A 22,438-nucleotide genomic window follows, 5' to 3' on the forward strand; every position below is an offset into this window, starting at 1 on the left:
GTCAGTCCAGCTCCTCGATGGTGATGCGTCCTGCGAAACGTTCGATCTGGTCCCGTCGCCCGGTCCCCAGCCCGCGCCGGGTGACGTTGAGCGCACCGGCCGCCGCACCGAGCCGGAGGGCGTCCATGACCTCCAGGCCCCGGCCGAGGCCGACGGCGATCCCGGCCGTCATGGAGTCGCCCGCGCCGCGGTGGTCGAGCGGGGTGACGACCGGTCCCACGGCGCGGCTCGCGCCGTCGGGCGTGACGAGGAGCGCGGGCGCCTCCGCGCGGGAGACGACCATCGCACCCACCCCCTCGGCCACCAGGTGCTCGGCCGCGGCGCGGAGAGAGGCGGTGTCGTCCCGCTCGGCGTAGCCGGCCGCGACGACCTCCTCGTGGCTCATCTTCAGGACGGTGGGGCCCTCCCTGGCGGCCGCGCGGGCGGCGGAGGCGGAGAGGTCGGCCACCACGGGCTTGCCCGCGGAGCGCAGGTCGCGCACGATCCGGCCGAAGAAGTTCGAGGGCACCACGGAGGACGGCTCCGCACCGGTGACGACCAGGACGTCGGACTCGAGGGCGTCCACCAGCACGGTGCCGTACAGGTCGTCCAGCTCGTGACGGTTCAGCGCCGGCGGCGGCATGTGCGCCACCGTCTCGCGGTCCTCCCCGCGCAGGTCGAACACGTAGGCGCCGTTGCCCGCGTTGTAGGCGACCCCGTGGATCGTGAGCTGGTCGGTGCTGAGCATCTGCGCGATGGCGGCGCCGAGCTCACCGCCGAAGGGCGCGCACACCGTCACGTCGGCCCCCAGCGACACCGCCATCCGTGCCACCCACAGCCCCTGCCCGCCCGGGTGGAGATGGATGTCGGCATGGTCGCTCGGCTGCCCGGACTCCTCGTGGGCGGACGCGATCTCGACCACCAGCAGCGGTGTCGGCGCGACGACGCAGATCCGCGGCCGGGCGGGCCTGCCGCTGGGGACGGTGTCGGGGACGAACGACGACGCAGCCTCCGCGGCGGACCTCACGCGGCCCGGGTCGGCACCTGCCGGGACCGGCCCGAAGGTGCTGGTCACGTCCATGCGGCGAGCCTAGGTGTCGGTGCCGCAGGGCGCGAGGGTTCGTCGGACGGAGCGGGAGGGGCGAGCGGTGCCGGCGGGCGGGGTCTGGCAGGAAGGCGGCGCCCGGTGCACCATGACGGGATGACGAGTGAGTCGAGCACCCGCGCCCCGGGTCGGCCGGTCCGTCTCATCGAGGGGCAGGCGGCGAGCGAACGGGCGGCGCGTGCGCTGGCCGCCTACTTCGCAGAGCTGGACCAGCGCTTCGAGGGCGGGTTCGAGCAGGACCTCCTCGAGCGGGTCCCGCCGGAGGAGGTCACCCCGCCGCACGGGGACTTCCTGCTCGTCACCGAGCTCGGCACGGGCAAGGTGCTCGGCTGCGGCGGGGTGCGGGTGCTCGACGAGGGCACCGTGGAGCTGCGCCGCATGTGGCTCGTGCCGGACGTCCGCGGCCAGGGGCTCGGCCGCTTCCTGCTGCGCGCCCTCGAGAACCGTGCCCGGGCGCTCGGCGGGCGCCGTGTGGTGCTCAGCCTCAACCGCGCCCTCACCGAGGCGCGCGCCCTGTACGAGTCGGCCGGGTACGAGCCGGTGGACGCCTTCGAGGAGAACCCGTACGTCGATCTCTTCCTCGGCAAGGAGCTCTAGCTCCTGCCGCGCGCCGGGCCGTCCCGGGGGCCCGGCCGACCGCTCCCGGGTTTCGTCCAGGAACCGTCCAGGCTGCGAACGTAGCCTGGTCGGATGGATCAGGACACGGTTGGTGACACGGTGGGGGAGACGGTCGAGCAGACCGTCGAGTTCCTGACGATCGTCCTGTGGGTCGGCGGTGGGATCGTCGCGGGCCTGCTCGCGGCCATCATGGTGGCGTCGGTCACCCGGGTGGTCGCGCGGGGCCGGCCCATCGCCGGCTTCATCCGTCAGCGCTGCCGACGGCCGCTGCAGCTCATGCTGGCCACCGTCGGGGCCTGGATCGGCCTGGTCGTCGCGTACCCGGTGGTCCAGGGGCAGGAGGCGGCGGCGCCGCTGTGGCGCCGGGTGGCCGAGCACGGCCTGCTGATCGTCGAGATCGCCGCCGTGACGTGGTTCGTGGCGGGCCTGGTCCGGGTGGCGGAGGACATGGTCCTCGCCAAGGTCGGCGAAGGGGCCGTGAGCACCCGCGCGCGCCGGGTCCAGACGCAGTCCCAGGTCATGCGCCGGGTGGGGGTCGCCGTCGTCGCCGTCCTCGGCGTCTCGGCCATCCTGCTGACGTTCCCCGGCGCCCGGGCGGCCGGCGCGTCCATCCTGGCCTCCGCGGGTGTCATCTCCGTCGTCGCCGGTCTGGCCGCCCAGACCACCCTCGGCAACGTCTTCGCCGGGCTGCAGCTCGCGTTCACCGACGCCATCCGCGTGGACGACATCGTCATCGTCGAGGGCGAGTTCGGGTACATCGAGGAGATCACCATGACGTACGTGGTGGTCCGGCTCTGGGACGACCGCCGCATGATCATGCCGTCCACGCACTTCACCGAGAACCCGTTCGAGAACTGGACCCGGCACGCCCCCGCGCTGCTCGGCGGGGTGGAGCTCGACCTGGACTGGCGCGTCCCGGTGCCGGCCATGCGCGCCGAGCTCGACCGGCTCCTGGCCGCCACCGACCTGTGGGACGGCCGCGTGGGCATCCTGCAGGTGCAGGACGCGACCAACGGCGTCATCCGCATCCGCGCCCTCGTCTCCGGCAAGGACGCCACGAGCCTCACCGACCTCAAGTACTACCTGCGCGAGGCCCTCGTGGACTGGGTCCAGACGAACGCCCCGTACGCCCTGCCGCGCAGCCGCTACGAGCACGACGTCGTGGAGCTGATGGACAACGCGGCGGAGCTCGACCGCGGGCAGCTGGCCTCCGACGTGGCCGAGCTCGCCTCGGACGCCGCGGAGCTGGCCGCGCTCGACGGCGCCGGGCACCTCCCGCAGGACGACACCCTGCTCGCCCCGCCGCTCCCCGAGGACACCGACATCCGGAAGGCCCGGGCGGTGGCCGCGCGCCGCGCCCGCCGCCGGGCGGACCGCGAGGACCGTCGCCGCGCCCGCGAGCACGGCGGCCGCCTGCCGTCGGGCCACCGGCCGCGGCCCTCCGGCGACTCCACCGAGGTGATGGACCTCGGGGAGCTCGAGGCCGCCCGGCAGGCGTCCGAGGGCAGGGTGGCCGGACCGGACGGGGCCGAGGAGCCCGAGATCCCGGTCAGCCGCCCGCTGCGCCGGACGCCGGTGCGCGAGCGCACCGGCCGGGCCTCGGCCGAGCAGGCCCGCGAGAGGACCGCCGTCCTCGGTGCGACGACGACCACCGGCCACGAGTCGTCGCTGTTCACCGGCTCGCCGGAGGCGGAGGAGCGCGCCCAGGCGTTCAGCGGGCCCGGCGAGCACGTCTACGAGGAGCGGGAGCAGACGGCGGAGCGTCGCGCCGCGGACGAGCGTGCCTCGGACGACCGCGCCACGCACGCGGGCCGTGCCGCGGACGACGACGGTGACGGCGACGGCGACCGGGTGCGCCGCCCCGCCGACGCGGAGCGGCGAGCGCCGGCGGAGGACTCGCCCACGCGGATCCTCGGCCGCGACGCCACGCACGACGCCGACGACGGCTGACCGGGGCGACGGGCGCGCCGCCATGCCGCGCGTGCGGGCCCCGCCGCGTGCGCGTCCGGACCTCGGTGGCGCACCATGGAGCCATGACGAAGATCGAGAAGACCGACGAGGAGTGGCGGGCAGAGCTCAACGACTTCGAGTTCCAGGTGCTGCGGCGGGCCGCCACGGAGCGGCCGTTCACCGGCAAGCTCCTGAACGAGGACCGTGAGGGCATCTACCGGTGCCGGGCCTGCGGTGCCGAGCTGTTCCGCTCGCACACCAAGTTCGAGGCGCACTGCGGGTGGCCGAGCTTCTACGCGCCGACCGAGTCCGACGCCGTCGAGCTCGTCGAGGACCGGTCGCACGGGATGGTCCGCACCGAGGTCCTGTGCGCCAGCTGCGGCTCCCACCTGGGTCACGTGTTCGACGACGCGCCGCAGACCCCCACCGGTGACCGGTTCTGCATGAACTCGGTCTCGCTCACCTTCGAGGCCGACGGCGAGGGGGGCCAGGCCTGACGGCGCCCGCCGTGCGCGTCCTCACCCTCAACCTCCAGCACGCCGCCCCCGCCCGGACCGCAGTCGACGCCGGCGGCCCGGCCGGCGCGACGACGCTGGACCGGGCGGCCGAGGAGATCGCGGCCACGGGGGCCGACGTCGTCCTGCTCCAGGAGGTCGACCGCAACCTGCGCCGCTCCGGCGGCCTGGACCAGGCCGCGACCCTCGCGCAGCGGTTGGGGATGGCCCACCGGTTCGCGGCGAACATCGCCGGCACGCGGGTGGGCGTCCCCCTGCCCGCCCGTGTCTCCACGCCCGCGCGCGGCTACGGCGTGGCCCTGCTGACGCGGCTGCCCGTCGCCACCTGGCACGTGATGCGGCTGCGCGGTGGAGGCCCCCGACGGCGCACCGGGCGCCCGGCCTGGTCGCCCCTCGGCTGGACGTGGGACCCCACGCGCGTGCTCCTGGCCGCCGTGCTGCGCACGGGGGCGGGGCCGGTGAGCGTCGGCGTCACGCACCTGTCGGTCAGGCCCGACGTCGCCCGCCGGCAGCTCACCGCCGCGGCTGGAGCGCTGCTGACCCTGCCCGGCCCGCACCTGCTCGGCGGAGACCTCAACCTCGACGCCGCCGCGGTGGCGTCCTCGGAGGTGGTCGCCGACGGGCGTCTGGCCCCGCTCGCGGCCGGCCTGACCTTCACCAACGCCCGCCCGCGCACCCAGCTCGACCACCTGCTCGCCTCCGGCCTCGTGGCGACGGGCCCCGCCGTCGTCCACCACCTCTCCGTCTCCGACCACGCCGGGCTCAGCGTGGACGTGCACCGGAGCTGAGCCGGCGACGGCGCCGGCCCCGCCCCTGGACGTGCGCCGGGCACCCCGGCCGGCGGTGGGAGGATGAGCCCGGACCGGACCGGAGGAGGGGGAACGCGTGGCAGGTGTGCTCACCGGCTTCGCGACCCTCGCGATCGTCGTGACGCTCGGGTACGCGCTCGCCCGGTGGGGAGTCCTCGGCGAGGGCGCCGACACCGTGCTGAGCCGCCTGACGTTCTTCGCGGCGACACCTGCGCTGATGTTCCGCACGGTGGCGGCGGCGGAGGTCGGTGACGTCTTCTCGGCGGCCGCGCTGGTCAACGTCCTCACCGCGCTCGCCCTGGCGGCCGCCTACACGCTCGTCTGCGCCGTCCTGCTGCGGCAGCGGGGGGCGGAGCTGACCCTGGGCGCCCTGACGGCCAGCTACGTCAACGCGGGCAACCTCGGCATCCCGCTCCTCGTCTTCGCCGTCGGTGACGCCGCCGCGATCGCCCCCGTGCTGCTGCTGCAGCTGCTCGTCATGGTGCCCGTCAGCTTCTCCCTGCTCGACGCCCAGACGGGGCGGCGCGGCGTCTCCCTCACGCAGACGGTGACCATGCCCGTGCGCAACCCGCTCGTCATCGGGGTGCTGCTGGGCCTCGTCGTCTCCCTCACGGGCGTGCGCGTCCCGCAGGTGCTCGCGCTGCCGGTCGACATGGTCGCCGACCTCGCGATCCCCGCCATGCTCATCACCTTCGGCGTCTCCCTGCACGGCGCGCCCCTGCCCGGGCGCGGCGAGGTGCGGGCGCCGCTGTGGACCGCCGTCGTGCTGAAGAACCTCGGCGGGCCGCTGCTCGCCTACCTCCTGGGTGCCCACGCGTTCGGGCTGACCGGGAAGGAGCTGCTCGCCCCCGTGATCGTCGCGGCCCTGCCGACGGCGCAGAACGTCTTCGTCTACGCCATGCGGTACGGCCGGGCGGTGCCGATGGTGCGCGACGTCATCCTCGTGACCACGATCGGCTGCGTGCCGGTCGTGGTGGCCCTCGTGGGGGTGCTGGGATGAGCCTGCCGCGCGGACCGGGCCGCCGCCCTGCCGTCCCGGCCCCGGCGATGTTCATGGTCTCCGGCGCCAGCCAGTACCTCGGCGCCGCCGTGGCCGTCGGCCTCTTCGTCCACATGCCGGCGACGACGGTGGCCTGGTGGCGGATGCTGGTCGCGGGGGCCTTCCTGCTGGTCTGGCGGCGTCCGTGGCGGGCGCCGTGGACCCGTCGCACGCTGGCGGCCTCCGCCCTCTTCGGGGTCGTCCTCGGGGCGATGAACCTCCTCTTCTACAGCGCCATCTACTACCTCCCGCTCGGGACCGCGGTCTCCCTGGAGTACCTCGGCCCGGTGGCGGTCGCGGCGCTCGCTGGACGGGGCCTGCGGGTGCGCGTCGCGATCGGCCTGGCGCTGCTGGGCGTGGTCTCCATCAGCGGGCTCGGGCTGGACTGGTCGGACCCGGGCACCGCCCCCGGCGTGCTGCTCGCGGTCCTCGCGGGGGCCGCGTGGGCGGTCTACATCCTGCTGGGGCGGCGGATCGCCGCCGGGCGGGACGGCCTGACGTCCCTCGCCGCCGGGATGGCCGTCGCCGCCGTCGTCTACGCGCCGGTCGCCGCGCCGACCGTCGGGATCGCGCTGAGGGACCTCGCGCTCCTCGCCACGGTCGTGGGCGTGGGGATCCTCTCCTCGCTCGTGCCGTACGCCATCGAGCAGGTCGCCCTCACCCGCCTCGCCGCACCGACCTTCGCGCTGCTGACCTCGCTCCTGCCCGCGACGTCTCTCGCGGCCGGGCTGGTGGTCCTCGGGCAGGTGCCGACGGCGGGGGAGACGGTCGGCCTCGTCCTCATCTCCGTCGCGGTGCTGCTGGCCAGCCGGGAGGGCGATCCCGAACCGCGGCTGGACCGGCCGGACGCACCTCCGCCCGGCTGAGCCGGGGAGCACAGCGCGGTCCGGGCGTCCCGGATCCCAGCGGGCCGTGAGCGATGTCCCAGAGGGCGCACCCTGGGCATTCCGGACCGGCACGTGCGATACTGGGCGGCAGGTGGCGCGTCAACCGCGCCCCGACATCGCACTGCACGGCCACCGCGCCGGCGGGCACTCGCCCCGCCGATGACGAGTGAGCGGAGATGCCTGCGGTGACCTTCTGCTGAGAGAAGTACCTCTTCGTGCCCCAGAACACCCCTGCGCCCACGACCGCCTCGTTCGACGCCCTGGGCGTCCCCGGCCTCCTGTCGCGGTCGCTGACCACGCGCGGCATCACCGCGCCCTTCCCGATCCAGACCGCGACGCTGCCCGACACGCTCGCCGGCCGCGACGTGCTCGGCCGCGGCCGCACGGGCTCCGGCAAGACGCTCGCGTTCTCGCTGCCCCTCGTGGCCCGGCTCGCCGCCCTCGTGCCCTCGGGCGAGTCGATCGCCGGGCGCACCAGGCCCGCGCACCCGCGCGGGCTCGTGCTGGCCCCGACGCGCGAGCTCGCCACCCAGATCGCCGAGACGATCACCCCGCTGGCAACCGCCGCGGGCCTGAGCGTGACCACGATCTTCGGCGGCGTCAGCCAGAACCGGCAGGTCGAGGCCATCAACCGCGGCGTCGACATCGTCGTGGCCTGCCCGGGCCGCCTCGAGGACCTCATGGGCCAGCGCCTGATCCACCTCGACCGGATCGCCGTCACCGTCCTGGACGAGGCGGACCACATGGCCGACCTCGGCTTCCTGCCCGGCGTGACCCGGATCCTGCGGGCGACGCCGCGCGGCACCCAGCGTCTGCTCTTCTCGGCGACCCTGGACAACGGCGTTGACAAGCTCGTGACCCAGTTCCTCGACAACCCGCTGCACCACAGCGTCGACACGGCGTCCTCGCCCGTCGCCGCCATGGAGCACCACGTCTTCCTGGTGCCCTCCACCGACGCGAAGAACGAGCTCGTCCGCACGCTCGCCTCCGGCAGCGCCCGCCGGCTGCTGTTCACCCGCACCAAGCACCAGGCCAAGAAGCTCGCGCGCCAGCTCACCTCGTCCGGCGTGCCCGCCGTGGAGCTGCACGGCAACCTCTCGCAGAACGCCCGCGAGCGCGGGCTCGACGCCTTCTCGTCCGGCGAGGTGCGCGTCATGGTGGCCACCGACATCGCCGCCCGCGGCATCCACGTCGACGACGTCGACCTCGTCGTCCACGTGGACCCGCCCGCCGAGCACAAGGCGTACCTGCACCGCTCCGGCCGCACGGCGCGCGCCGGCCACGGCGGCGACGTCGTCACCGTCGTCCTGCCCGAGCAGCGCAGCGACTTCCGGTCGCTGGCCCGGGCGGCGAAGATCTCCGCCGCGCCCGTGAGCGTGACGGCGGACGACCCGCGGGTGGCCGAGCTCGTCGGCGAGGTGGCCGCCGTCGTCGACCCGCAGCGGGCGCCGCTGGCCGCCTCGCGCAAGCCAGCGCCGCAGCAGCCCGGGGCCGGACGGGCCTCCGGGGGCTCGCGCCGTCGTCGCGGAGGCTCCGCCGCCGGACGGGCGAGCACCGGCACGAGCGGGGCGGGCTCGGCCCGCACCACTGTCAACGGCCGATCGGTCGGCGCCCCGGTGAACACCGGCTCCGCCGCGCCGGCCGCGTCGACCGGCGGGCGGGCACGGCCGGGACGTCGTCGTCGCGCAGGAGCCGCCCAGGGCGCGCCGCGCGGGGCCGTGAACCGCTGAGTCGAGGCCGCCGCGCGGGGCCGTGAACCGCTGAGTCGAGGCCGCCGCACAGGGCGCTGAACAACTTGTGACGCACCTGTGACTCGTTTCAGGATGCGAGTCCTCCCTGTACCTGCGACGCTTCTTCTGTTCGTAGGACCAACGCCCGCACGCCCGTGCGGACGAGATTAGGGAGGTGCTCCCATGGTTGGTGAGCTCATCGGTCTCATCATCTTCGGCGCCGTGATCGGCGCCCTCGCCCGTCTGGTCATGAAGGGCGACCAGAACATCGGCGTCATCTGGACGATCGTCCTCGGCGCCCTCGGTGCCGCCGTCGGCTACTGGCTCTCGGGACTCCTCGGGGTCGGTGAGACGGGCGGGATCGACTGGATCCGGTGGATCATCTCGATCATCGCGGCGGTGGTCTTCATCGGGATCTACATGGCTGCCACGGGTCGACGCGCGACGCGCTGACGCCTGAGCCGAGAAGTGGCCTGTCGCACCACGGTGCGGCCGGCCCCTTCTGCTGTGTGCTGACACGTCCTGCCGCGAGACCGCGGCTAGTCTGTGCGGCGAGGGCCAGCGGTCAGCTCAGGGAGGCCTGGTGCTCGTCGTCGGACGCCGCCTCGCTCTCCTCGGTGAGCAGCGGCAGCCGGAGCTCGAGAACCGCCCCTCCCGGGCCCGTGGCGTCAGCGACCAGGAGCTCCCCGCCGTGAGCACGGGCGATCTCGCGGCTGATGGCGAGGCCGAGCCCGCTGCCGCCCTGGTCTCGGCCGCGGGCCTCGTCGAGCCGGGCGAAGCGGTCGAAGACGCGCTCGCGGTCCTCCGGGGCGATGCCCCCGCCGTCGTCCCGGACCGTGACGACGGCGGAGCCGCCATGCCGCCGCAACGACAACGAGATGGTCGTGCGGGCGTGGCGGCGGGCGTTGTCGGTGAGGTTCCGCAGGACGCGCGCCAGCTGTGACGGGTCCCCGAGCACCCGGAGCGCCGGCAGAGGCTCGACCTCGACCTGCAGGTCGGTGGTGCGGCGCAGCCACTGTGCCTCGTCGTGGACCACGTCGTCGAGGTCGACCTCCCGCTCCGTCCGCGGGGCGCGGCCGTCGAGCCGGGCGAGCAGCAGGAGGTCGTCGACGAGCCGAGCCATGCGGGACTGCTCGGTGTGCAGGGCAGCCGCGGTCTCCTGCCACAGGTCAGGCTCGTCCCGGGCGACGGCGACCTCCAGCATCGCCTGCATGTTGGCCAGGGGCGTGCGCAGCTCGTGCGAGGCGTCCGAGACGAAGTGGCGGCGCCGCTCGGTCGCCGCCTGGATGCGGGCGAGCATCGAGTTCATCGTGTCCGCGAGCCGGTAGAGCTCATCGCGCGCGGGCGGCAGCGGCACGCGTTGCGACAGGTCACCCGCGCCGATCGTGGCCGCCTTGCGCCGGATCTCCTCCACCGGGGCCAGGGCCCGGCCCACGCTCAGCCACGTGACGAGCCCCGTCAGCACCAGGACGGCGGGGAAGACGGCCGCCACCATCCGGGCGGTGTCCGAGACCGCCCGGTTCGCGGCCCTGAGCGACTGCGCGACCACGACGGTGCGTGGGTGGTTCGACGTCCCGGCCGGCATCGCGAGCACCCGGTACTGACGGCCTGGTGTGACGGGGAGCGTGCGGGTACGGACGTGCGGCTCGTCGACCGGGCGCGACATCGGGCCGATCTTCAGTCCTTCGCTGGCGGCGATGACGTGGCCCTGGTCGTCCAGCACCTGGACGAGGCTGCCGCTGTACGGCACCGGGCGGACCCCCGGCGTGGTCACCAGGCCGTCCTGCAGGACGGCGATGTCGAGGGCGCGGTCCTGGGCCATGGCGTCGACGCCGGCCACGAGCTCCTGACGCACGAGCAGGACCAGTGCCGCGCCAGCCCCGGCCAGGATGACGGCGACCACCGCCGTCGCCGCGAGCGTGGTGGTCGCCCGCACGCTGAGCCGGCCGCCCGTCACGGGTGCCTCCCGCTGAGGCGGTACCCCAGTCCCCGCACAGTGCTGATCGAGATGCCAGGTGTGGGGCCGAGCTTGCGCCGGAGCCGGCCGATGTAGACCTCCACCACGTTGGGACCGCCGTCGAACGCCTGGTCCCACACGTGCTCGAGGATCTCGTGCTTCCCGACCACGTGCTCCGCGCGGTGCACGAGGAAGGTCAGCAGCGCGAGCTCGCGGGCCGTCAGCTGCAGCTCACGCTCGCCGCACCAGGCGCGCTGGAGGGCGGGGTCGAGCCGGAGGGGCCCGACGGTGAGGGGCGGGCCGTCGCTCGTCGCCGCGCGACGGGCCAGGGCCCGCAGCCGGGCCGAGAGGACGACCGTCGAGAACGGCTTGGACATGTAGTCGTCGCCCCCGATGTCGAGGGCGTCGGCCTCGTCGTACTCGCCGTTCTTGGCCGTCAGGAACAGCACCGGGGTGCTGTCGCCGCGTACGCGCATCCGGCGGCACACCTCGTAGCCGGACAGGTGCGGCAGCATCACGTCCAGGACGACGACGTCGAACTCCTGCTCGCGGGTGTGCCACTCGCCGTCGATGCCGTCGTCCGCCACCACCACGCTGAAGCCCTCGGCCTCGAGGGTCCGCCGCAGCGCGGTGGCCAGGGGGCGCTCGTCCTCGACAACCAGAACACGCACGTGCTCTCCCCACGTCCTCATGGGTCTTCGTGTGCGTCTTCAGGCTACGCACGAGACGGGGGCGGCCGGGAGTCCCGGCCGCCCCCGTGCTGGGTGCGGGATGACCCCCACGTCCGAGGCGAGCGAACGTGGGGGGACGTGCTCCGCTCCGAGGAGGATCCGTTCAGGTCCTCTCGGCTGAAGTGGCGGTGCTACCGCGCCGTGCTAGTCGTCGTCGTGCTTCTTGTAGTCGTGGTGGCGGTCGCCGTGGTCGTCGCGGTCCTTCTTGTAGTCGTGGTGGCGGTCGCCGTGGTCGTCGCGGTCCTTCTTGTAGTCGTGGTGGCGGTCGCCGTGGTCGTCACGGTCCTTCTTGTAGTCGTGGTGGCGGTCGCCGTGGTGGTCACGGTCCTTGTCGCCGTAGTGGCGGTCGCCGTGGTGCTCGCGGTGGTCCTTGTCGTGGTCGCGGTCACGGTTGCGGTCGCCGTAGTGGTGACCGTTGTCGAAGCGGTCGCAGTGGTCCTTCAGCTCGTCCACGGCGTCGCGGTAGGAGCGGGCGTGCTCACGGTGCCACCCGTCACGGTCCCGCCAGGTCACGTCCCAGTGGCCGTGGTGCCGGTAGAAGTCCACGTCCCAACACTTGTTCTTGTGGTGGTGGTTGTGGTCGTAGGAGCTCTGCCCGGCCGGGGCGAAGGAGGTCGTGGTGGCTGCGGACGCCGGGAGCGCACCGCCAAGCATCGACAGGCCGACGGCCGCAGCTGCGAACCCGCCGAGAATGGTCTTGTGAGACATCGGGTGACTCCCTCTTCATGGTGGTTGCCTCATTGCGCGCACCACTGTGCGAGGGGCCACCTGAAGGGAGCCTGAACGGACCTGTCGGTCCGCTCAGCCAGCAAGGGTGCCCGCTCCGCGACCCCTACGAACGGCGGGACCGCGGGGTGTGCCCGGGGCAGCTGTCACGCCCGGCCGGGCAGCAGCTCCCCGAGCAGGGTCTCGACCCGGGCGCGGATGTCGTCGCGGACCCGTCGTACGGTCCCGAGGTCCTTGCCGGCGGGGTCCTCGAGCTCCCAGTCCTCGTAGCGCACGCCCGGGAAGAACGGGCAGGCGTCGCCGCAACCCATGGTGATGACGACGTCGGAGGCCTGGACGGCGTCGGGGGTGAGGATCTTCGGCCTGGCGGCGGTGATGTCGATGCCCTCCTCGGCCATCGCCTGCACCGCGACGGGGTTGATCTGGTCAGCGGGCGCCGAGCCGGCAGAGCGGACCTCGACCTCCCCGTGCGAGAGCGCCGTCAGGTAGCCGGCGGCCATCTGGGAGCGGCCGGCGTTGTGGACGCAGACGAACATGACGCTGGGGCGGCCGGTCACTGGCACGAGGACTCCTCGGAACGGGTGCTGCGGGTGTGCTGGACCGAGGCTATGGGCTCCGGCTCGCAGGCTCTGCCGTGTCTCAGCCCGGTGGGGATGCCGAGGAACGCCGGCTCGGGGCGCGGTGCGCTGCAGCAGCCGGCGTCGTCGGGCGCGACGACAGCGTGACCCTCGAGGTCGAGGACGGGCAGCGTGGTCGAGCACACGCCGGTCTCGGGCAGGGAGAGCTCCAGCTCGCGGGCGGCCCGCTCGTCGCCGGCGAGGTGGGCAGCGACGGAGCGGACCTGCTCGTAGCCGGTGGCGAGGAGGAAGGTCGGCGCGCGGCCGTACGACTTCATCCCGACGATGAAGAAGCCGGGCTCCGGGTGCGCCAGGGTCTCGGCGCCGTGCGCGGGCACGGTGCCGCAGGAGTGGTGCTCCGGGTCGATGAGCGGCGCCAGCGCCCGTGGTGCCTCCACGCCGGGGTCGAGGTCGAGGCGCAGCTCGCGCAGCATGTCGACGTCGGGGCGGAAGCCCGTCGCTGCGGCGACGGCGTCGACGGTCAGCTCCCGAGGGCCGGTGGGGGTGTTGAGGGTGAGGGTGACCTGGTCGCCGTCGGGTGCGAGCGCGGCGACGGTGGCGGAGGTGAGCAGCCGGATCTTCCCGGCCGCGACGGCCTCGCGCAGGTGTGAGCCCAGCCGGCCGCGCGCGGGCAGCCCGTCGGCGTCCCCGCCGCCGTACGTGCGGGTCGCGGACGCGCCGCGGACCGCCCAGGTGATGGTCGTGGCGGGTTCGGTGCGGGCGAGCTCGACCAGGTTCAGCAGCGTGTTGGCGGCGGAGTGGCCGGCGCCGACGACGAGGACGTGCCTGCCGGCGCAGCGCTCGCGGTCCGAGCCGAGCACGTCGGGGAGCGGGCCGAGGAGGAACGGGGCCGCCTCCGCCTCGCCGGGCGCGGGCAGGCCGGAGACACCGAGCGGGTTGCGCTGCGGCCACATGCCCGAGGCGTCCACGACCGCGCGGGCGTGGTGGTCCACGACCCTGCCGTCGACGACGGCGCGGACCAGGAAGGGGCGATCCGCCCGGCCGGCGCCCTGGGTCTTGTCCATGCCGACCCGGCTGACCGCGACCACCTTCGCGCCGGTGACGATCCGGTGGCGAAGCTGCGGGTGTGCGGCCAGGGGCTCGAGGTACTGCGTCACGAGGTCCCCGCCCGTGGGGAGTCGCGTCCCCCGCGGTCGCTCCCAGCCGGTGGGCTCGAGGAGGCGCGCGGCCGCGGCGTCGACGTCGTACTGCCACGGCGAGAAGAGTCGGATGTGCGCCCACTCCCGGATCGCCGCGCCGACGGCGTGGCCCGCCTCGAGGACGAGCGGGTCCAGGCCCCGCTCGAGGAGGTGCGCGGCGGCCGCCAGGCCGACCGGACCGGCGCCGATGACGACGACCGGCAGGTCCGACGCGGGTGTTCTCGACATGGTGGTGCCTCCCGGGATGACGCACAACGTATTGATTGACGTCGATCGTTGGGAGCATGCGCTACCCATCGACGTTTGTCAATCAGTGAGGCATACTCGTGCCATGGCCACGCTTCCCCTCGCCCAGTCCCCGGAGGCGGGGGTGTGCTGCAGCCCCCTCACCCGCGAGCCGATGAGCATCGCGGACGCCGAGCGTCTGGCGGGCATCCTGAAGGCGGTCGCCGACCCGGCCCGACTGCGGCTGCTGTCGATCATCGCCAGTCACGACGGCGGCGAGGCGTGCGTGTGCGACCTGACCGAGCCCCTCGACCTCTCCCAGCCGACGGTCTCCCACCACCTCAAGGTGCTGGTGGAAGCGGGCCTGGTCACCCGGGAGAAGCGCGGGAGATGGGCCTACTACGCGGTCGTCCCCGCTGCGCTCGACGCGCTCGGCGGAGTGCTGACCACGCGGCACGCCAACGCCGGAGACTGCTGCTGACGGCGGGCACCGCAGGCGCGGAGGAAGAGTGGGCCCCGTGGGGATCGAACCCACAACCCGCGGATTAAAAGTCCGCTGCTCTGCCGATTGAGCTAGAGGCCCCGGCCGTCCGTTGCCGGACGACGGAGGATCAGGTTACCCGCGCCGCCAGCCGCCCACCTGCACCTGTGACCTTCGGACTGCACGGGCTTCCCGCACGCGGGTAGCGTCTGAGCGTGAACCGGACGGCAGGGCGCCGTGCGGGCCGAGCCCCGCCAGGGGGGAGGGAGCAGGGGGCATGAGCGAACGACGTTTCCGCCGTCCGGCGATGCTGGACCCGGCGCAGGCCGAGGCCATCCAGGGCGACGAGGACCCGGCCCTTCGCTCGGAGGTCGCCCACACCTCCGCGCAGGCCCTGGTGCGAGGGGGCCGCGAGGGTGCCGAGGACCCGGAGCTGGTGAGGCGGCTCGTCCAGCTCGTCGACACGGAGGGGCTCGACGCCATCGCCGCGCTGTGGTCCCGCAGCCCGCACACCACCCTCCCGGGCACGCTGTGGCGCCTCTACCTCCTGCGCGAGTGGGTGCGGCGCGACCCCGCGGCGGTGTCCGACCGGTACCGCCTCGGCCTCGAGCGGGCCGAGGTCGCGGGCGCCGTCGCCGGCGTCGAGGAGCCGCCCGGGCCCGAGGAGGTCTCCGCCGTCTGCGACAAGGTGCTCTCCGGCCTCTACGACGGCGACCTCGCCGTCGCGCTCGAGCGCGCCGCAGCCTTCCTCCGCGTGCTCGCCACCGGCTCCGCCATGCACGCCGACTGGATCGAGGAGGACGACGACGACCTCGCCTTCCGCGTCACGCGCCGCGCCGGCGCGCTGCTCACCACGGCGGAGGAGCTCGAGGAGGCCGCGGGGCTCTACCGCGGAGGCCGGCTGGACTGACCGGACTCCGCGGGGGCGCCGTCGGACGCCCCCAAAAAGTGCCGCCGCGGGCCGAGGTCAGCAGGTCAACGGCCAGCACCGAACCGAAAGTCTGTGCCTGCGCGCCGAAACAGGTGATACTGCCGGTACCGGCAACGACGGCGGGAGGCAGACATGACTGCGACGAGGCAGTCCGACGACGTACGCGCCAGCGGGACTCACGAGGTCACCGAGCGCGAGGCGCGGAGGGTGGCCGAGGCCGCCCGGGAGAGCGGCTGGACCCAGCCGTCCTTCGCGAAGGAGCTCTACCTCGGGCGCTTCCGGCCCGAGCTCATCACCCCGCACCCACGGCCCGAGCCGGAGCTCGCCGCCCGCGGTGAGGCCTACCTGGGGCAGCTGACCGAGTTCCTCAGGACGGTCGACGGCCAGGCCATCGAGCGGGACGCCCGGATCCCGGACGAGGTGGTCGCGGGGCTGGCGCGCATCGGCACGTTCGGCATCAAGATCCCCACCGAGTACGGGGGCCTCGGGCTCGGCCAGGTGCACTACAACCGCGCGCTGATGCTGATCGGCAGCGTCAACCCGGCGATGGGGGCACTGATCTCCGCGCACCAGTCGATCGGGGTGCCGGAGCCGGTCAAGCAGTTCGGCACCGAGGAGCAGAAGCGGGCCTACCTGCCGCGCTGCGCCGCCGGCGCCATCTCGGCCTTCCTGCTCACGGAGCCGGACGTCGGTTCCGACCCGGCCCGCCTGCACGCGACCGCGACCCCCACCGACGACGGCGACTACCTCCTCGACGGCGTCAAGCTGTGGTCCACCAACGGCGTCGTCGCCGAGCTCCTCGTGGTCATGGCCCGGGTGCCGCAGTCCGAGGGGCACCGCGGCGGCATCACGGCCTTCGTCGTCGAGGCGGACTCGCCCGGCATCACGGTCGAGCGGCGCAACGCCTTCATGGGTCTGCGGGGTCTGGAGAACGGCGTCACCCGGTTCGACCAGGTCCGCGTCCCCGCCGCGAACGTGCTCGGCCGCGAGGGCCAGGGCCTAAAGATCGCCCTGACCACCCTCAACACGGGCCGGCTCTCCATCCCCGCACTGTGCGTCGGGGCGTCGAAGTGGTCCCTCAAGATCGCCCGCGAGTGGGCGCGCGAACGGGTCCAGTGGGGTCGGCCGGTCGGGCGGCACGCCGCCGTCGCCCACAAGATCGCCTTCATGGCGACGGCCACCTACGCGCAGGAGGCGGTCGTCGAGCTCGCCGGGCACCTGGCCGACGCCGGCCGCACCGACATCCGGATCGAGGCCGCCCTCGCCAAGCTCTTCGCCTCCGAGCGGGCCTGGCAGGTGGCCGACGAGCTTCTGCAGATCCGGGGTGGTCGCGGCTTCGAGACGGCGGACTCCCTCGCGGCCCGCGGCGAGCGGGCGGTCCCGGCCGAGCAGATCCTGCGGGACCTGCGGATCAACCGGGTCTTCGAGGGCTCCTCGGAGATCATGCACCTGCTCATCGCCCGAGAGGCGGTCGACGCCCACCTCGCCGTCGCCGGCGACATCATCGACCCGGACGTCGGCATGGTCGGCAAGGCTCGGGCCGCCGGACGCGCGGGGGCCTTCTACGCCAGGTGGTTGCCGCAGCTGCTCACCGGTCCTGGCGCGGTCCCGACCTCCTACGGCGAGTACGGGCCGCTGGCCACGCACGTGCGCTTCGTCGAGCGCAGCTCGCGCCGGCTCGCCCGCGCGACGTTCTACGGCATGGCGCGTTGGCAGGGCGGCCTGGAGCAGCGGCAGGGCTTCCTCGGCCGCGTGGTCGACATCGGCGCCGAGCTCTTCGCGATGGCCGCGATGTGCGCCCGTGCGCAGATGCAGCTCGAGGACGACGACGCAGCCACCGGCCGCGCGGCCGTCCGGCTCGCCGACGCCGCGTGCCGTCGTTCGCGGCTGACCGTCGAGCGACTCTTCGACGCGCTGTGGACCAACACCGACGCCGCCGACGAGGCTCTGGCGAAGGACGTCCTCGACGGCGACCACGTCTGGGCGGAGGCGGGCGTCATCGACCTGAGCGAGGGCACCGGCCCGTGGATCGCGGACTCCTCGGCCGGGCCGGCCCGCGCGCCCGACGTCTCCCGCCGGATGCTGCCCCCGACCGCGCCGGGCGACTGACCCGGCGACCCACCGACGGCGACGAAGGGGCCCTTCGGCGGCACCAAGCACGGGACCGGCGGCAGGCGGACGAGCGAGGCGCGAAAGCGCGGCCCGGGCGAGGATGGGCCCATGGCACTCGCGGACGAAACGGTCATCGGCACGGACCACCTGGACAGCCGGACGGTCGAGCAGGTGCTCGCCCTCGCCGAGGCGGTGGCTGCCGCCGACGGCGTGGCGGCCCTGTCCGAGCAGCCGCTGCTCGACCTGCGCAGCCCGGTGCGGCCGGTCCGTCACCTGCTCGTGCGCGGCCCCGGGGGTGAGGGGCCCGTGCGCGCGTACGCCCAGATCGACGCGGACGGCACCAGCGCCGAGCTCGCCGTCCACCCCGAGCACCGCCGCCGGGGAGTCGGCCGCGCCCTGCTCGACGCCGTCCGAGCCGGCGCACCCGGGGTGGCGGTGTGGGCGCACGGCGACCTGCCGGCCGCCCGGGCGCTCGCGGCCGCGGCCGGGATGGATCGCGTGCGCGAGCTGCTGCAGCTGGGCCTGGACCTGCCGGAGCGGCACGCCGACCTGCCGGAGCAGCACGACGCTGGTCGCGGCGGGTCCGCCGTCGTCCCGGTGGGCGGGGGTGACGGTCCTCAGGTGCGGACGTTCCGGGTGGGGGAGGACGAGGAGGTCTGGGTGCGCCAGAACGCCCGCGCCTTCGCCGACCACCCCGAGCAGGGCCGCATGACGGTGGAGGACCTGCGGGCCCGGGAGGCCGAGGACTGGTTCGACCCGTCCCTCCTGTGGCTCGTGCCCTCCGACGACGGCGCCCGCGTCCTGGCGTCCATGTGGGTCAAGGTGGTCCCCGGGGAGGACTCCGGCGAGATCTACGTCCTCGGCGTGGACCCGGAGGCGCAGGGCCGCGGCCTCGGCTCCGCGCTCACCACCCGGGCGCTGGACGAGATGTCGCGCCGCGGCCTGCGCCGCGCCACGCTGTACGTCGAGGGCGACAACGTGGCGGCCCGCCGGACCTACGAGAAGCAGGGGTTCCGGCGCGTCGCCACCGACGTCCAGTACCGATGAGACGACCGGCGGGCCCGTCACCCGCCGGCCACCTTCCGGTGCAACGATGTCATTCATGAGCGACACGGAGGAGATCCACGTGGACGACGACGAGCGCGGCGACGGCAGCGTCGCCGAGGACGCCGCCGAGCTGCTCTCCCGGGACGGCGCGGACTCGGACGACCCCGCCGGCACCGCCTCCGACGACCCCGCCGGCACCGCCTCCGACGGCCCTGCCACCACGGTGTCGGCAGCGCCGGCCAGCTCCCTGGCGGCCGAGGTGGCCCGCGAGGCGAACCTCGCCGGCCTGGCGGACGGCGAGGCCCGTGAGGCCGACCTCGACGAGCTCGAGGACGACGACGAGCTCGCCCGCCTCGAGGACGACGACGAGGACGAGATGGCCGCGCAGGCGCGCTCCATGGCCAGGGTCCTCTCCGGCGTCTCGGCGTCGTCCGCGTCGCTCACCCGCCAGGTCGAGGAGGCCGAGGCGGAGGCGGCGGAGGAGGACCTACCGCCGTGGGAGGCCGAGCTGCCCGAGGGCCGCTTCGCCGACCGTGAGCTCAGCTGGCTCGCCTTCAACGAGCGGGTGCTCGAGCAGGCGGAGGACCAGGACGTGCCGATCCTCGAGCGCGCCTGGTTCCTGGCGATCTTCGCGTCGAACCTCGACGAGTTCTACATGGTCCGGGTGGCCGGCCTGAAGCGGCGCATCGCCACCGGGATGGCGGTCACGGCCGCGTCCGGGCTCTCCCCGCGCCAGGTGCTCGAGGCGATCTCCCACCGCGCCAAGGAGCTCGCCGAGCGGCACGCCCGCGTCTTCGCCGACGACGTCCAGCCCAAGCTCGCCGCCGAGGGCATCCACCTGCTCCACTGGGAGGCGCTGAGCGGGAGCGAGCAGGAACGTCTGCACAAGTTCTTCCGCAAGCAGATCTTCCCGGTGCTGACCCCCCTCGCGGTGGACCCGGCGCACCCGTTCCCCTACATCTCCGGCCTCTCGCTGAACCTCGCCGTGCTGGTGCGCAACCCCGTGTCAGGCAAGGAGCACTTCGCCCGGGTCAAGGTCCCGCCGCTGCTGCCCCGGTTCATCGCCGTCGACTCCGAGGGGCGGCCCTACCGCCCGGAGGACGTGCCCGCCGACGCGGGCGGGCGGACCTCCTTCGTCCCGCTCGAGGAGATCATCGCCCACCACCTCGACGCCCTCTTCCCCGGCATGGAGATCGTCGAGCACCACACCTTCCGGGTCACGCGCAACGAGGACGTCGAGGTCGAGGAGGACGACGCCGAGAACCTCCTCAAGGCCCTCGAGAAGGAGCTCATGCGGCGCCGCTTCGGCCCCGCCGTGCGGCTGGAGGTCGCCGAGGGCATCAGCCCGCACGTGCTCGACCTGCTCAAGCGCGAGCTCGGCGTGGTCGACCAGGAGGTCTTCCACCTCCCGGCACCGCTGGACCTGACGGGCCTGAACGTCATCCACGACCTCGACCGCCCGGGCCTGAAGTACCCCAAGTTCGTGCCGGTCACGGCGCAGGGGCTGGCCGAGGTGGAGTCGGCCAGCCCGACCGACATCTTCGCCGCGATCCGCGAGCGCGACATCCTCCTGCACCACCCCTACGACTCGTTCTCGACGTCGGTGCAGCAGTTCCTCGCCCAGGCCGCCGCGGACCCGAAGGTGCTGGCGATCAAGCAGACCCTCTACCGCACCTCGGGCGACTCCCCGATCGTCGACGCCCTCATCGACGCCGCGGAGTCCGGCAAGCAGGTCCTCGCCATCGTGGAGATCAAGGCACGGTTCGACGAGCAGGCCAACATCACCTGGGCACGCAAGCTCGAGCAGGCCGGTGTGCACGTGGTCTACGGCATCGTCGGGCTGAAGACGCACGCCAAGCTCTGCCTCGTGGTCCGTCAGGAGCAGGACGGCCTGCGCCGCTACTGCCACGTCGGCACCGGGAACTACCACCCCAAGACGGCCCGTGGCTACGAGGACTTCGGGCTGCTCACCTGCGACCGCGACGTCGGCCAGGACCTCACCCGACTGTTCAACCAGCTCTCCGGCTACGCGCCGCGCACGCGCTTCCACCGGCTGCTCGTCGCACCGCGGTCGGTGCGCACCGGCCTGATCGAGCGCATCGAGCGCGAGATCATCAACCACCGCGAGGGCCGGCCGGCCTGGGTGAAGCTCAAGGTGAACTCGATCGTCGACGAGAAGGTCATCGACGCCCTCTACCGGGCCAGTCAGGCCGGGGTGCCGGTCGACGTCGTCGTCCGCGGGATCTGCGCGCTCCGGGCGGGGGTGCCGGGGCTCAGCGAGAACATCCGGGTCCGCTCCATCCTCGGGCGCTTCCTCGAGCACGCCCGGGTGTTCGCCTTCGGCAACGGCGGGGAGCCCGAGGTGTGGATCGGCTCGGCGGACCTCATGCACCGCAACCTGGACCGCCGGGTCGAGGCCCTCATCCGGATCGCGGACCAGGGGCAGATCGACTTCCTCGTGGAGCTGCTCGACGTCTCGATGGCGGACACCACCTCCACCTGGCACCTCGAGCGGGACGGCTGGCACCGGGTGGACCGGGGGCCGGACGGCGAACGGCTCGAGGACATCCAGGAGATGCTCATGGCCCGCGCCCGGCGCCGCGTGGCGGCCTCCCGGTGACGTCGCGGCCACAGGTCCTGGCCGCGGGGACGCTCACCTGGCGCGTGCGCGGGCGCAAGCTCGAGGTGCTGCTGGTCCACCGCCCCCGGTACGACGACTGGTCCTGGCCGAAGGGCAAGCTCGAGGAGGGGGAGACCATCGTCGAGTGCGCCGCCCGTGAGGCGGCGGAGGAGACGGGCGTGCCGGTCGCGCTCGGCCAGCCGCTGCCCACCGTGCGGCACCGGCTGAAGGACGGGCGGGTGAAGGTCACCCGTTACTGGGCGGCGCAGGCGCTCGACGACGCGGCCCAGTCCCTGACGTGCCGCGACGCCGTCCGCCCCGCCGACGCCCAGGAGATCGACGACGTGCGCTGGGTCGAGGTGAGCAAGGCCGCGAAGCTGCTCACCTACCCCCACGACCGCGACCCCCTCGGCGCGCTCGTGGACCAGTGGAAGGACGAGCGCCTGCGCACGTGGACGATGGTCGTCCTGCGGCACGCCCGCGCCCGGAAGCGCTCTGCCTGGAACGGCGAGGAGGCCACGCGTCCGCTCACGGCCGTGGGGCAGGTGCAGTCGGAGCGCCTCGTCCCGCTGCTGGCCGCGTACGGCGTCGAGGAGATCATGACGTCGCCGTGGGAGCGCTGCGCCGCCACGGTGCGCCCGTACCTCGAGGCCACCGGCATCGGGGCCGAGCTTCGTCCCGAGCTCACCGAGGCGGCGCACGAGCGCCGCTGGAAGCCGGTGCGCAACCTCGTGCGGCGGGAGCTGACCACCCGGGACCTTCCCGTGGCCATCTGCACCCACCGCCCCGTGCTGCCCACCGTCGTGGCGGAGATCGCGGACCGTACGCCGCACCGGATCATGAAGCAGGTGCCCGAGTCCGACCCGTGGCTGAGGACCGCCGAGATGCTCGTCGTCCACGTGGCCAAGCGGCCCGGACGCAGCGCCGCGGTGGCGGCGCTGGAGAAGCACCGCGTGTCGTCCTGACCGTCCGTCGTCGACGCCGCCCGGCAGCAGCCGCCGGGCCGGTGCGACGACCGCCGCGGTCCGAACGCCCGGGACCTCGGCCGTGAGGCCCGGACCCGCGTTGCGAAACTGTGACCGAAAGAACAAGTCATGTTCACCGGGCGTTCATCGTCCGCCCGCATCGCCGACACCCGCGCTCCCTAGCGTCCTCTTCTAGTCGGGCCCCCAGCTCCCGGCCCCCCGAGAAGAGGATGG

General features: G+C 73.9%; 20 protein-coding genes and 1 tRNA gene. 14 read left to right on the forward strand and 7 right to left on the reverse strand.

The features are described 5' to 3' along the window. Position 1 precedes the first annotated feature (1 nt). A complete protein-coding gene (locus tag ATJ97_RS13545) occupies positions 2-1,060 on the reverse strand; it encodes a PfkB family carbohydrate kinase (RefSeq protein WP_098484198.1) in 1,059 nt (352 codons plus the stop codon). A gap of 120 nt (positions 1,061-1,180) precedes the next feature. Between ATJ97_RS13545 and ATJ97_RS13550 the strand changes: the two genes are divergently transcribed. The 8 genes from ATJ97_RS13550 to ATJ97_RS13585 all read left to right on the forward strand — a co-directional run bounded on the left by ATJ97_RS13550 (position 1,181) and on the right by ATJ97_RS13585 (position 9,085). Beyond that, complete coding sequence (locus ATJ97_RS13550) at positions 1,181-1,681, forward strand: GNAT family N-acetyltransferase (RefSeq protein ID WP_098484199.1); 501 nt, start codon at positions 1,181-1,183, stop codon at positions 1,679-1,681. 93 nt (positions 1,682-1,774) lie between these two features. Beyond that, the gene (locus tag ATJ97_RS20080) at positions 1,775-3,652 is read left to right on the forward strand and encodes a mechanosensitive ion channel family protein (protein ID WP_211287236.1); all 1,878 of its coding nucleotides are present in this window, start codon (positions 1,775-1,777) and stop codon (positions 3,650-3,652) included. An 83-nt stretch (positions 3,653-3,735) separates the two neighbouring features. Further along, positions 3,736-4,149: a peptide-methionine (R)-S-oxide reductase MsrB gene (msrB, locus tag ATJ97_RS13560; RefSeq protein WP_098484200.1), complete on the forward strand. Its 414-nt coding sequence runs from the start codon at positions 3,736-3,738 to the stop codon at positions 4,147-4,149. Between the two features lie 11 nt (positions 4,150-4,160). Then, positions 4,161-4,955 (forward strand): endonuclease/exonuclease/phosphatase family protein, encoded by a 795-nt coding sequence (locus ATJ97_RS13565; RefSeq protein WP_170037463.1) that lies wholly within the window; start codon positions 4,161-4,163, stop codon positions 4,953-4,955. Between the two features lie 97 nt (positions 4,956-5,052). After that, on the forward strand, positions 5,053-5,976 hold the full coding sequence (locus ATJ97_RS13570; RefSeq protein WP_098484202.1) for an AEC family transporter: 924 nt from the start codon (positions 5,053-5,055) through the stop codon (positions 5,974-5,976). Further along, positions 5,973-6,881, forward strand: a complete 909-nt coding sequence (locus tag ATJ97_RS13575) for an EamA family transporter (protein WP_098484203.1) — start codon at positions 5,973-5,975, stop codon at positions 6,879-6,881. The genes ATJ97_RS13570 and ATJ97_RS13575 overlap by 4 nt, the downstream gene beginning before the upstream one ends. Before the next feature lie 236 nt (positions 6,882-7,117). Continuing rightward, a complete protein-coding gene (locus tag ATJ97_RS13580; RefSeq protein ID WP_098484204.1) occupies positions 7,118-8,632 on the forward strand; it encodes a DEAD/DEAH box helicase in 1,515 nt (504 codons plus the stop codon). A 183-nt stretch (positions 8,633-8,815) separates the two neighbouring features. Beyond that, positions 8,816-9,085: a GlsB/YeaQ/YmgE family stress response membrane protein gene (locus ATJ97_RS13585; RefSeq protein WP_098484205.1), complete on the forward strand. Its 270-nt coding sequence runs from the start codon at positions 8,816-8,818 to the stop codon at positions 9,083-9,085. 112 nt (positions 9,086-9,197) lie between these two features. Here ATJ97_RS13585 and ATJ97_RS13590 read toward each other — a convergent pair whose 3' ends face one another. The 5 genes from ATJ97_RS13590 to ATJ97_RS13610 form a co-directional block, all read right to left on the reverse strand. Further along, positions 9,198-10,589 carry a sensor histidine kinase gene (locus tag ATJ97_RS13590; protein WP_098484206.1) on the reverse strand — a complete coding sequence of 464 codons (1,392 nt, stop codon included), beginning with the start codon at positions 10,587-10,589 and terminating at the stop codon, positions 9,198-9,200. Further along, the gene (locus tag ATJ97_RS13595) at positions 10,586-11,260 is read right to left on the reverse strand and encodes a response regulator transcription factor (protein ID WP_098484207.1); all 675 of its coding nucleotides are present in this window, start codon (positions 11,258-11,260) and stop codon (positions 10,586-10,588) included. The genes ATJ97_RS13590 and ATJ97_RS13595 overlap by 4 nt, the downstream gene beginning before the upstream one ends. Before the next feature lie 204 nt (positions 11,261-11,464). Beyond that, positions 11,465-12,028 (reverse strand): hypothetical protein, encoded by a 564-nt coding sequence (locus tag ATJ97_RS13600; protein ID WP_098484208.1) that lies wholly within the window; start codon positions 12,026-12,028, stop codon positions 11,465-11,467. Between the two features lie 164 nt (positions 12,029-12,192). Further along, complete coding sequence (locus ATJ97_RS13605) at positions 12,193-12,603, reverse strand: arsenate reductase ArsC (protein ID WP_483866854.1); 411 nt, start codon at positions 12,601-12,603, stop codon at positions 12,193-12,195. Beyond that, positions 12,600-14,051: an NAD(P)-binding domain-containing protein gene (locus ATJ97_RS13610; protein WP_098485468.1), complete on the reverse strand. Its 1,452-nt coding sequence runs from the start codon at positions 14,049-14,051 to the stop codon at positions 12,600-12,602. The genes ATJ97_RS13605 and ATJ97_RS13610 overlap by 4 nt, the downstream gene beginning before the upstream one ends. Positions 14,052-14,154: 103 nt before the next feature. Here ATJ97_RS13610 and ATJ97_RS13615 point away from each other — a divergent pair, with 103 nt between their 5' ends. Next, on the forward strand, positions 14,155-14,529 hold the full coding sequence (locus tag ATJ97_RS13615) for an ArsR/SmtB family transcription factor (protein WP_098484209.1): 375 nt from the start codon (positions 14,155-14,157) through the stop codon (positions 14,527-14,529). A 29-nt stretch (positions 14,530-14,558) separates the two neighbouring features. Here the strand turns inward: ATJ97_RS13615 and ATJ97_RS13620 are convergent. Beyond that, a tRNA-Lys gene (locus tag ATJ97_RS13620) sits at positions 14,559-14,631 on the reverse strand. Between the two features lie 175 nt (positions 14,632-14,806). On the opposite strand from ATJ97_RS13620, the gene ATJ97_RS13625 reads away from it, so the two are divergent. The 5 genes from ATJ97_RS13625 to ATJ97_RS13645 all read left to right on the forward strand — a co-directional run bounded on the left by ATJ97_RS13625 (position 14,807) and on the right by ATJ97_RS13645 (position 22,204). After that, complete coding sequence (locus ATJ97_RS13625) at positions 14,807-15,439, forward strand: hypothetical protein (protein ID WP_245862512.1); 633 nt, start codon at positions 14,807-14,809, stop codon at positions 15,437-15,439. Positions 15,440-15,592: 153 nt separating this feature from the next. Then, positions 15,593-17,569 (forward strand): acyl-CoA dehydrogenase family protein, encoded by a 1,977-nt coding sequence (locus tag ATJ97_RS13630; protein ID WP_098484211.1) that lies wholly within the window; start codon positions 15,593-15,595, stop codon positions 17,567-17,569. Positions 17,570-17,680: 111 nt separating this feature from the next. Then, complete coding sequence (mshD, locus tag ATJ97_RS13635) at positions 17,681-18,619, forward strand: mycothiol synthase (protein WP_098484212.1); 939 nt, start codon at positions 17,681-17,683, stop codon at positions 18,617-18,619. Positions 18,620-18,674: 55 nt separating this feature from the next. Then, positions 18,675-21,239 (forward strand): RNA degradosome polyphosphate kinase, encoded by a 2,565-nt coding sequence (locus tag ATJ97_RS13640; RefSeq protein ID WP_098484213.1) that lies wholly within the window; start codon positions 18,675-18,677, stop codon positions 21,237-21,239. Further along, entirely contained in the window at positions 21,236-22,204 is a 969-nt protein-coding gene (locus tag ATJ97_RS13645) for an NUDIX hydrolase (RefSeq protein WP_098484214.1), read from the forward strand. Before ATJ97_RS13640 ends, ATJ97_RS13645 begins: the two co-directional genes overlap by 4 nt. Positions 22,205-22,438: the final 234 nt, after the last annotated feature.

Source organism: Georgenia soli (assembly GCF_002563695.1).
In the GTDB taxonomy this organism is placed as follows: domain Bacteria; phylum Actinomycetota; class Actinomycetes; order Actinomycetales; family Actinomycetaceae; genus Georgenia; species Georgenia soli.

What these genes read in the sequence shown, in the direction of transcription:
- ATJ97_RS13545 (WP_098484198.1), bottom strand. Translation starts at nt 1,060, where the DNA reads ATGGACGTGACCAGCACCTTCGGGCCGGTCCCGGCAGGTGCCGACCCG.
- ATJ97_RS13550 (WP_098484199.1), top strand. Translation starts at nt 1,181, where the DNA reads ATGACGAGTGAGTCGAGCACCCGCGCCCCGGGTCGGCCGGTCCGTCTC.
- ATJ97_RS20080 (WP_211287236.1), top strand. Translation starts at nt 1,775, where the DNA reads ATGGATCAGGACACGGTTGGTGACACGGTGGGGGAGACGGTCGAGCAG.
- msrB (WP_098484200.1), top strand. Translation starts at nt 3,736, where the DNA reads ATGACGAAGATCGAGAAGACCGACGAGGAGTGGCGGGCAGAGCTCAAC.
- ATJ97_RS13575 (WP_098484203.1), top strand. Translation starts at nt 5,973, where the DNA reads ATGAGCCTGCCGCGCGGACCGGGCCGCCGCCCTGCCGTCCCGGCCCCG.
- ATJ97_RS13585 (WP_098484205.1), top strand. Translation starts at nt 8,816, where the DNA reads ATGGTTGGTGAGCTCATCGGTCTCATCATCTTCGGCGCCGTGATCGGC.
- ATJ97_RS13600 (WP_098484208.1), bottom strand. Translation starts at nt 12,028, where the DNA reads ATGTCTCACAAGACCATTCTCGGCGGGTTCGCAGCTGCGGCCGTCGGC.
- ATJ97_RS13610 (WP_098485468.1), bottom strand. Translation starts at nt 14,051, where the DNA reads ATGTCGAGAACACCCGCGTCGGACCTGCCGGTCGTCGTCATCGGCGCC.
- ATJ97_RS13615 (WP_098484209.1), top strand. Translation starts at nt 14,155, where the DNA reads ATGGCCACGCTTCCCCTCGCCCAGTCCCCGGAGGCGGGGGTGTGCTGC.
- ATJ97_RS13625 (WP_245862512.1), top strand. Translation starts at nt 14,807, where the DNA reads ATGAGCGAACGACGTTTCCGCCGTCCGGCGATGCTGGACCCGGCGCAG.
- ATJ97_RS13630 (WP_098484211.1), top strand. Translation starts at nt 15,593, where the DNA reads ATGACTGCGACGAGGCAGTCCGACGACGTACGCGCCAGCGGGACTCAC.
- mshD (WP_098484212.1), top strand. Translation starts at nt 17,681, where the DNA reads ATGGCACTCGCGGACGAAACGGTCATCGGCACGGACCACCTGGACAGC.
- ATJ97_RS13640 (WP_098484213.1), top strand. Translation starts at nt 18,675, where the DNA reads ATGAGCGACACGGAGGAGATCCACGTGGACGACGACGAGCGCGGCGAC.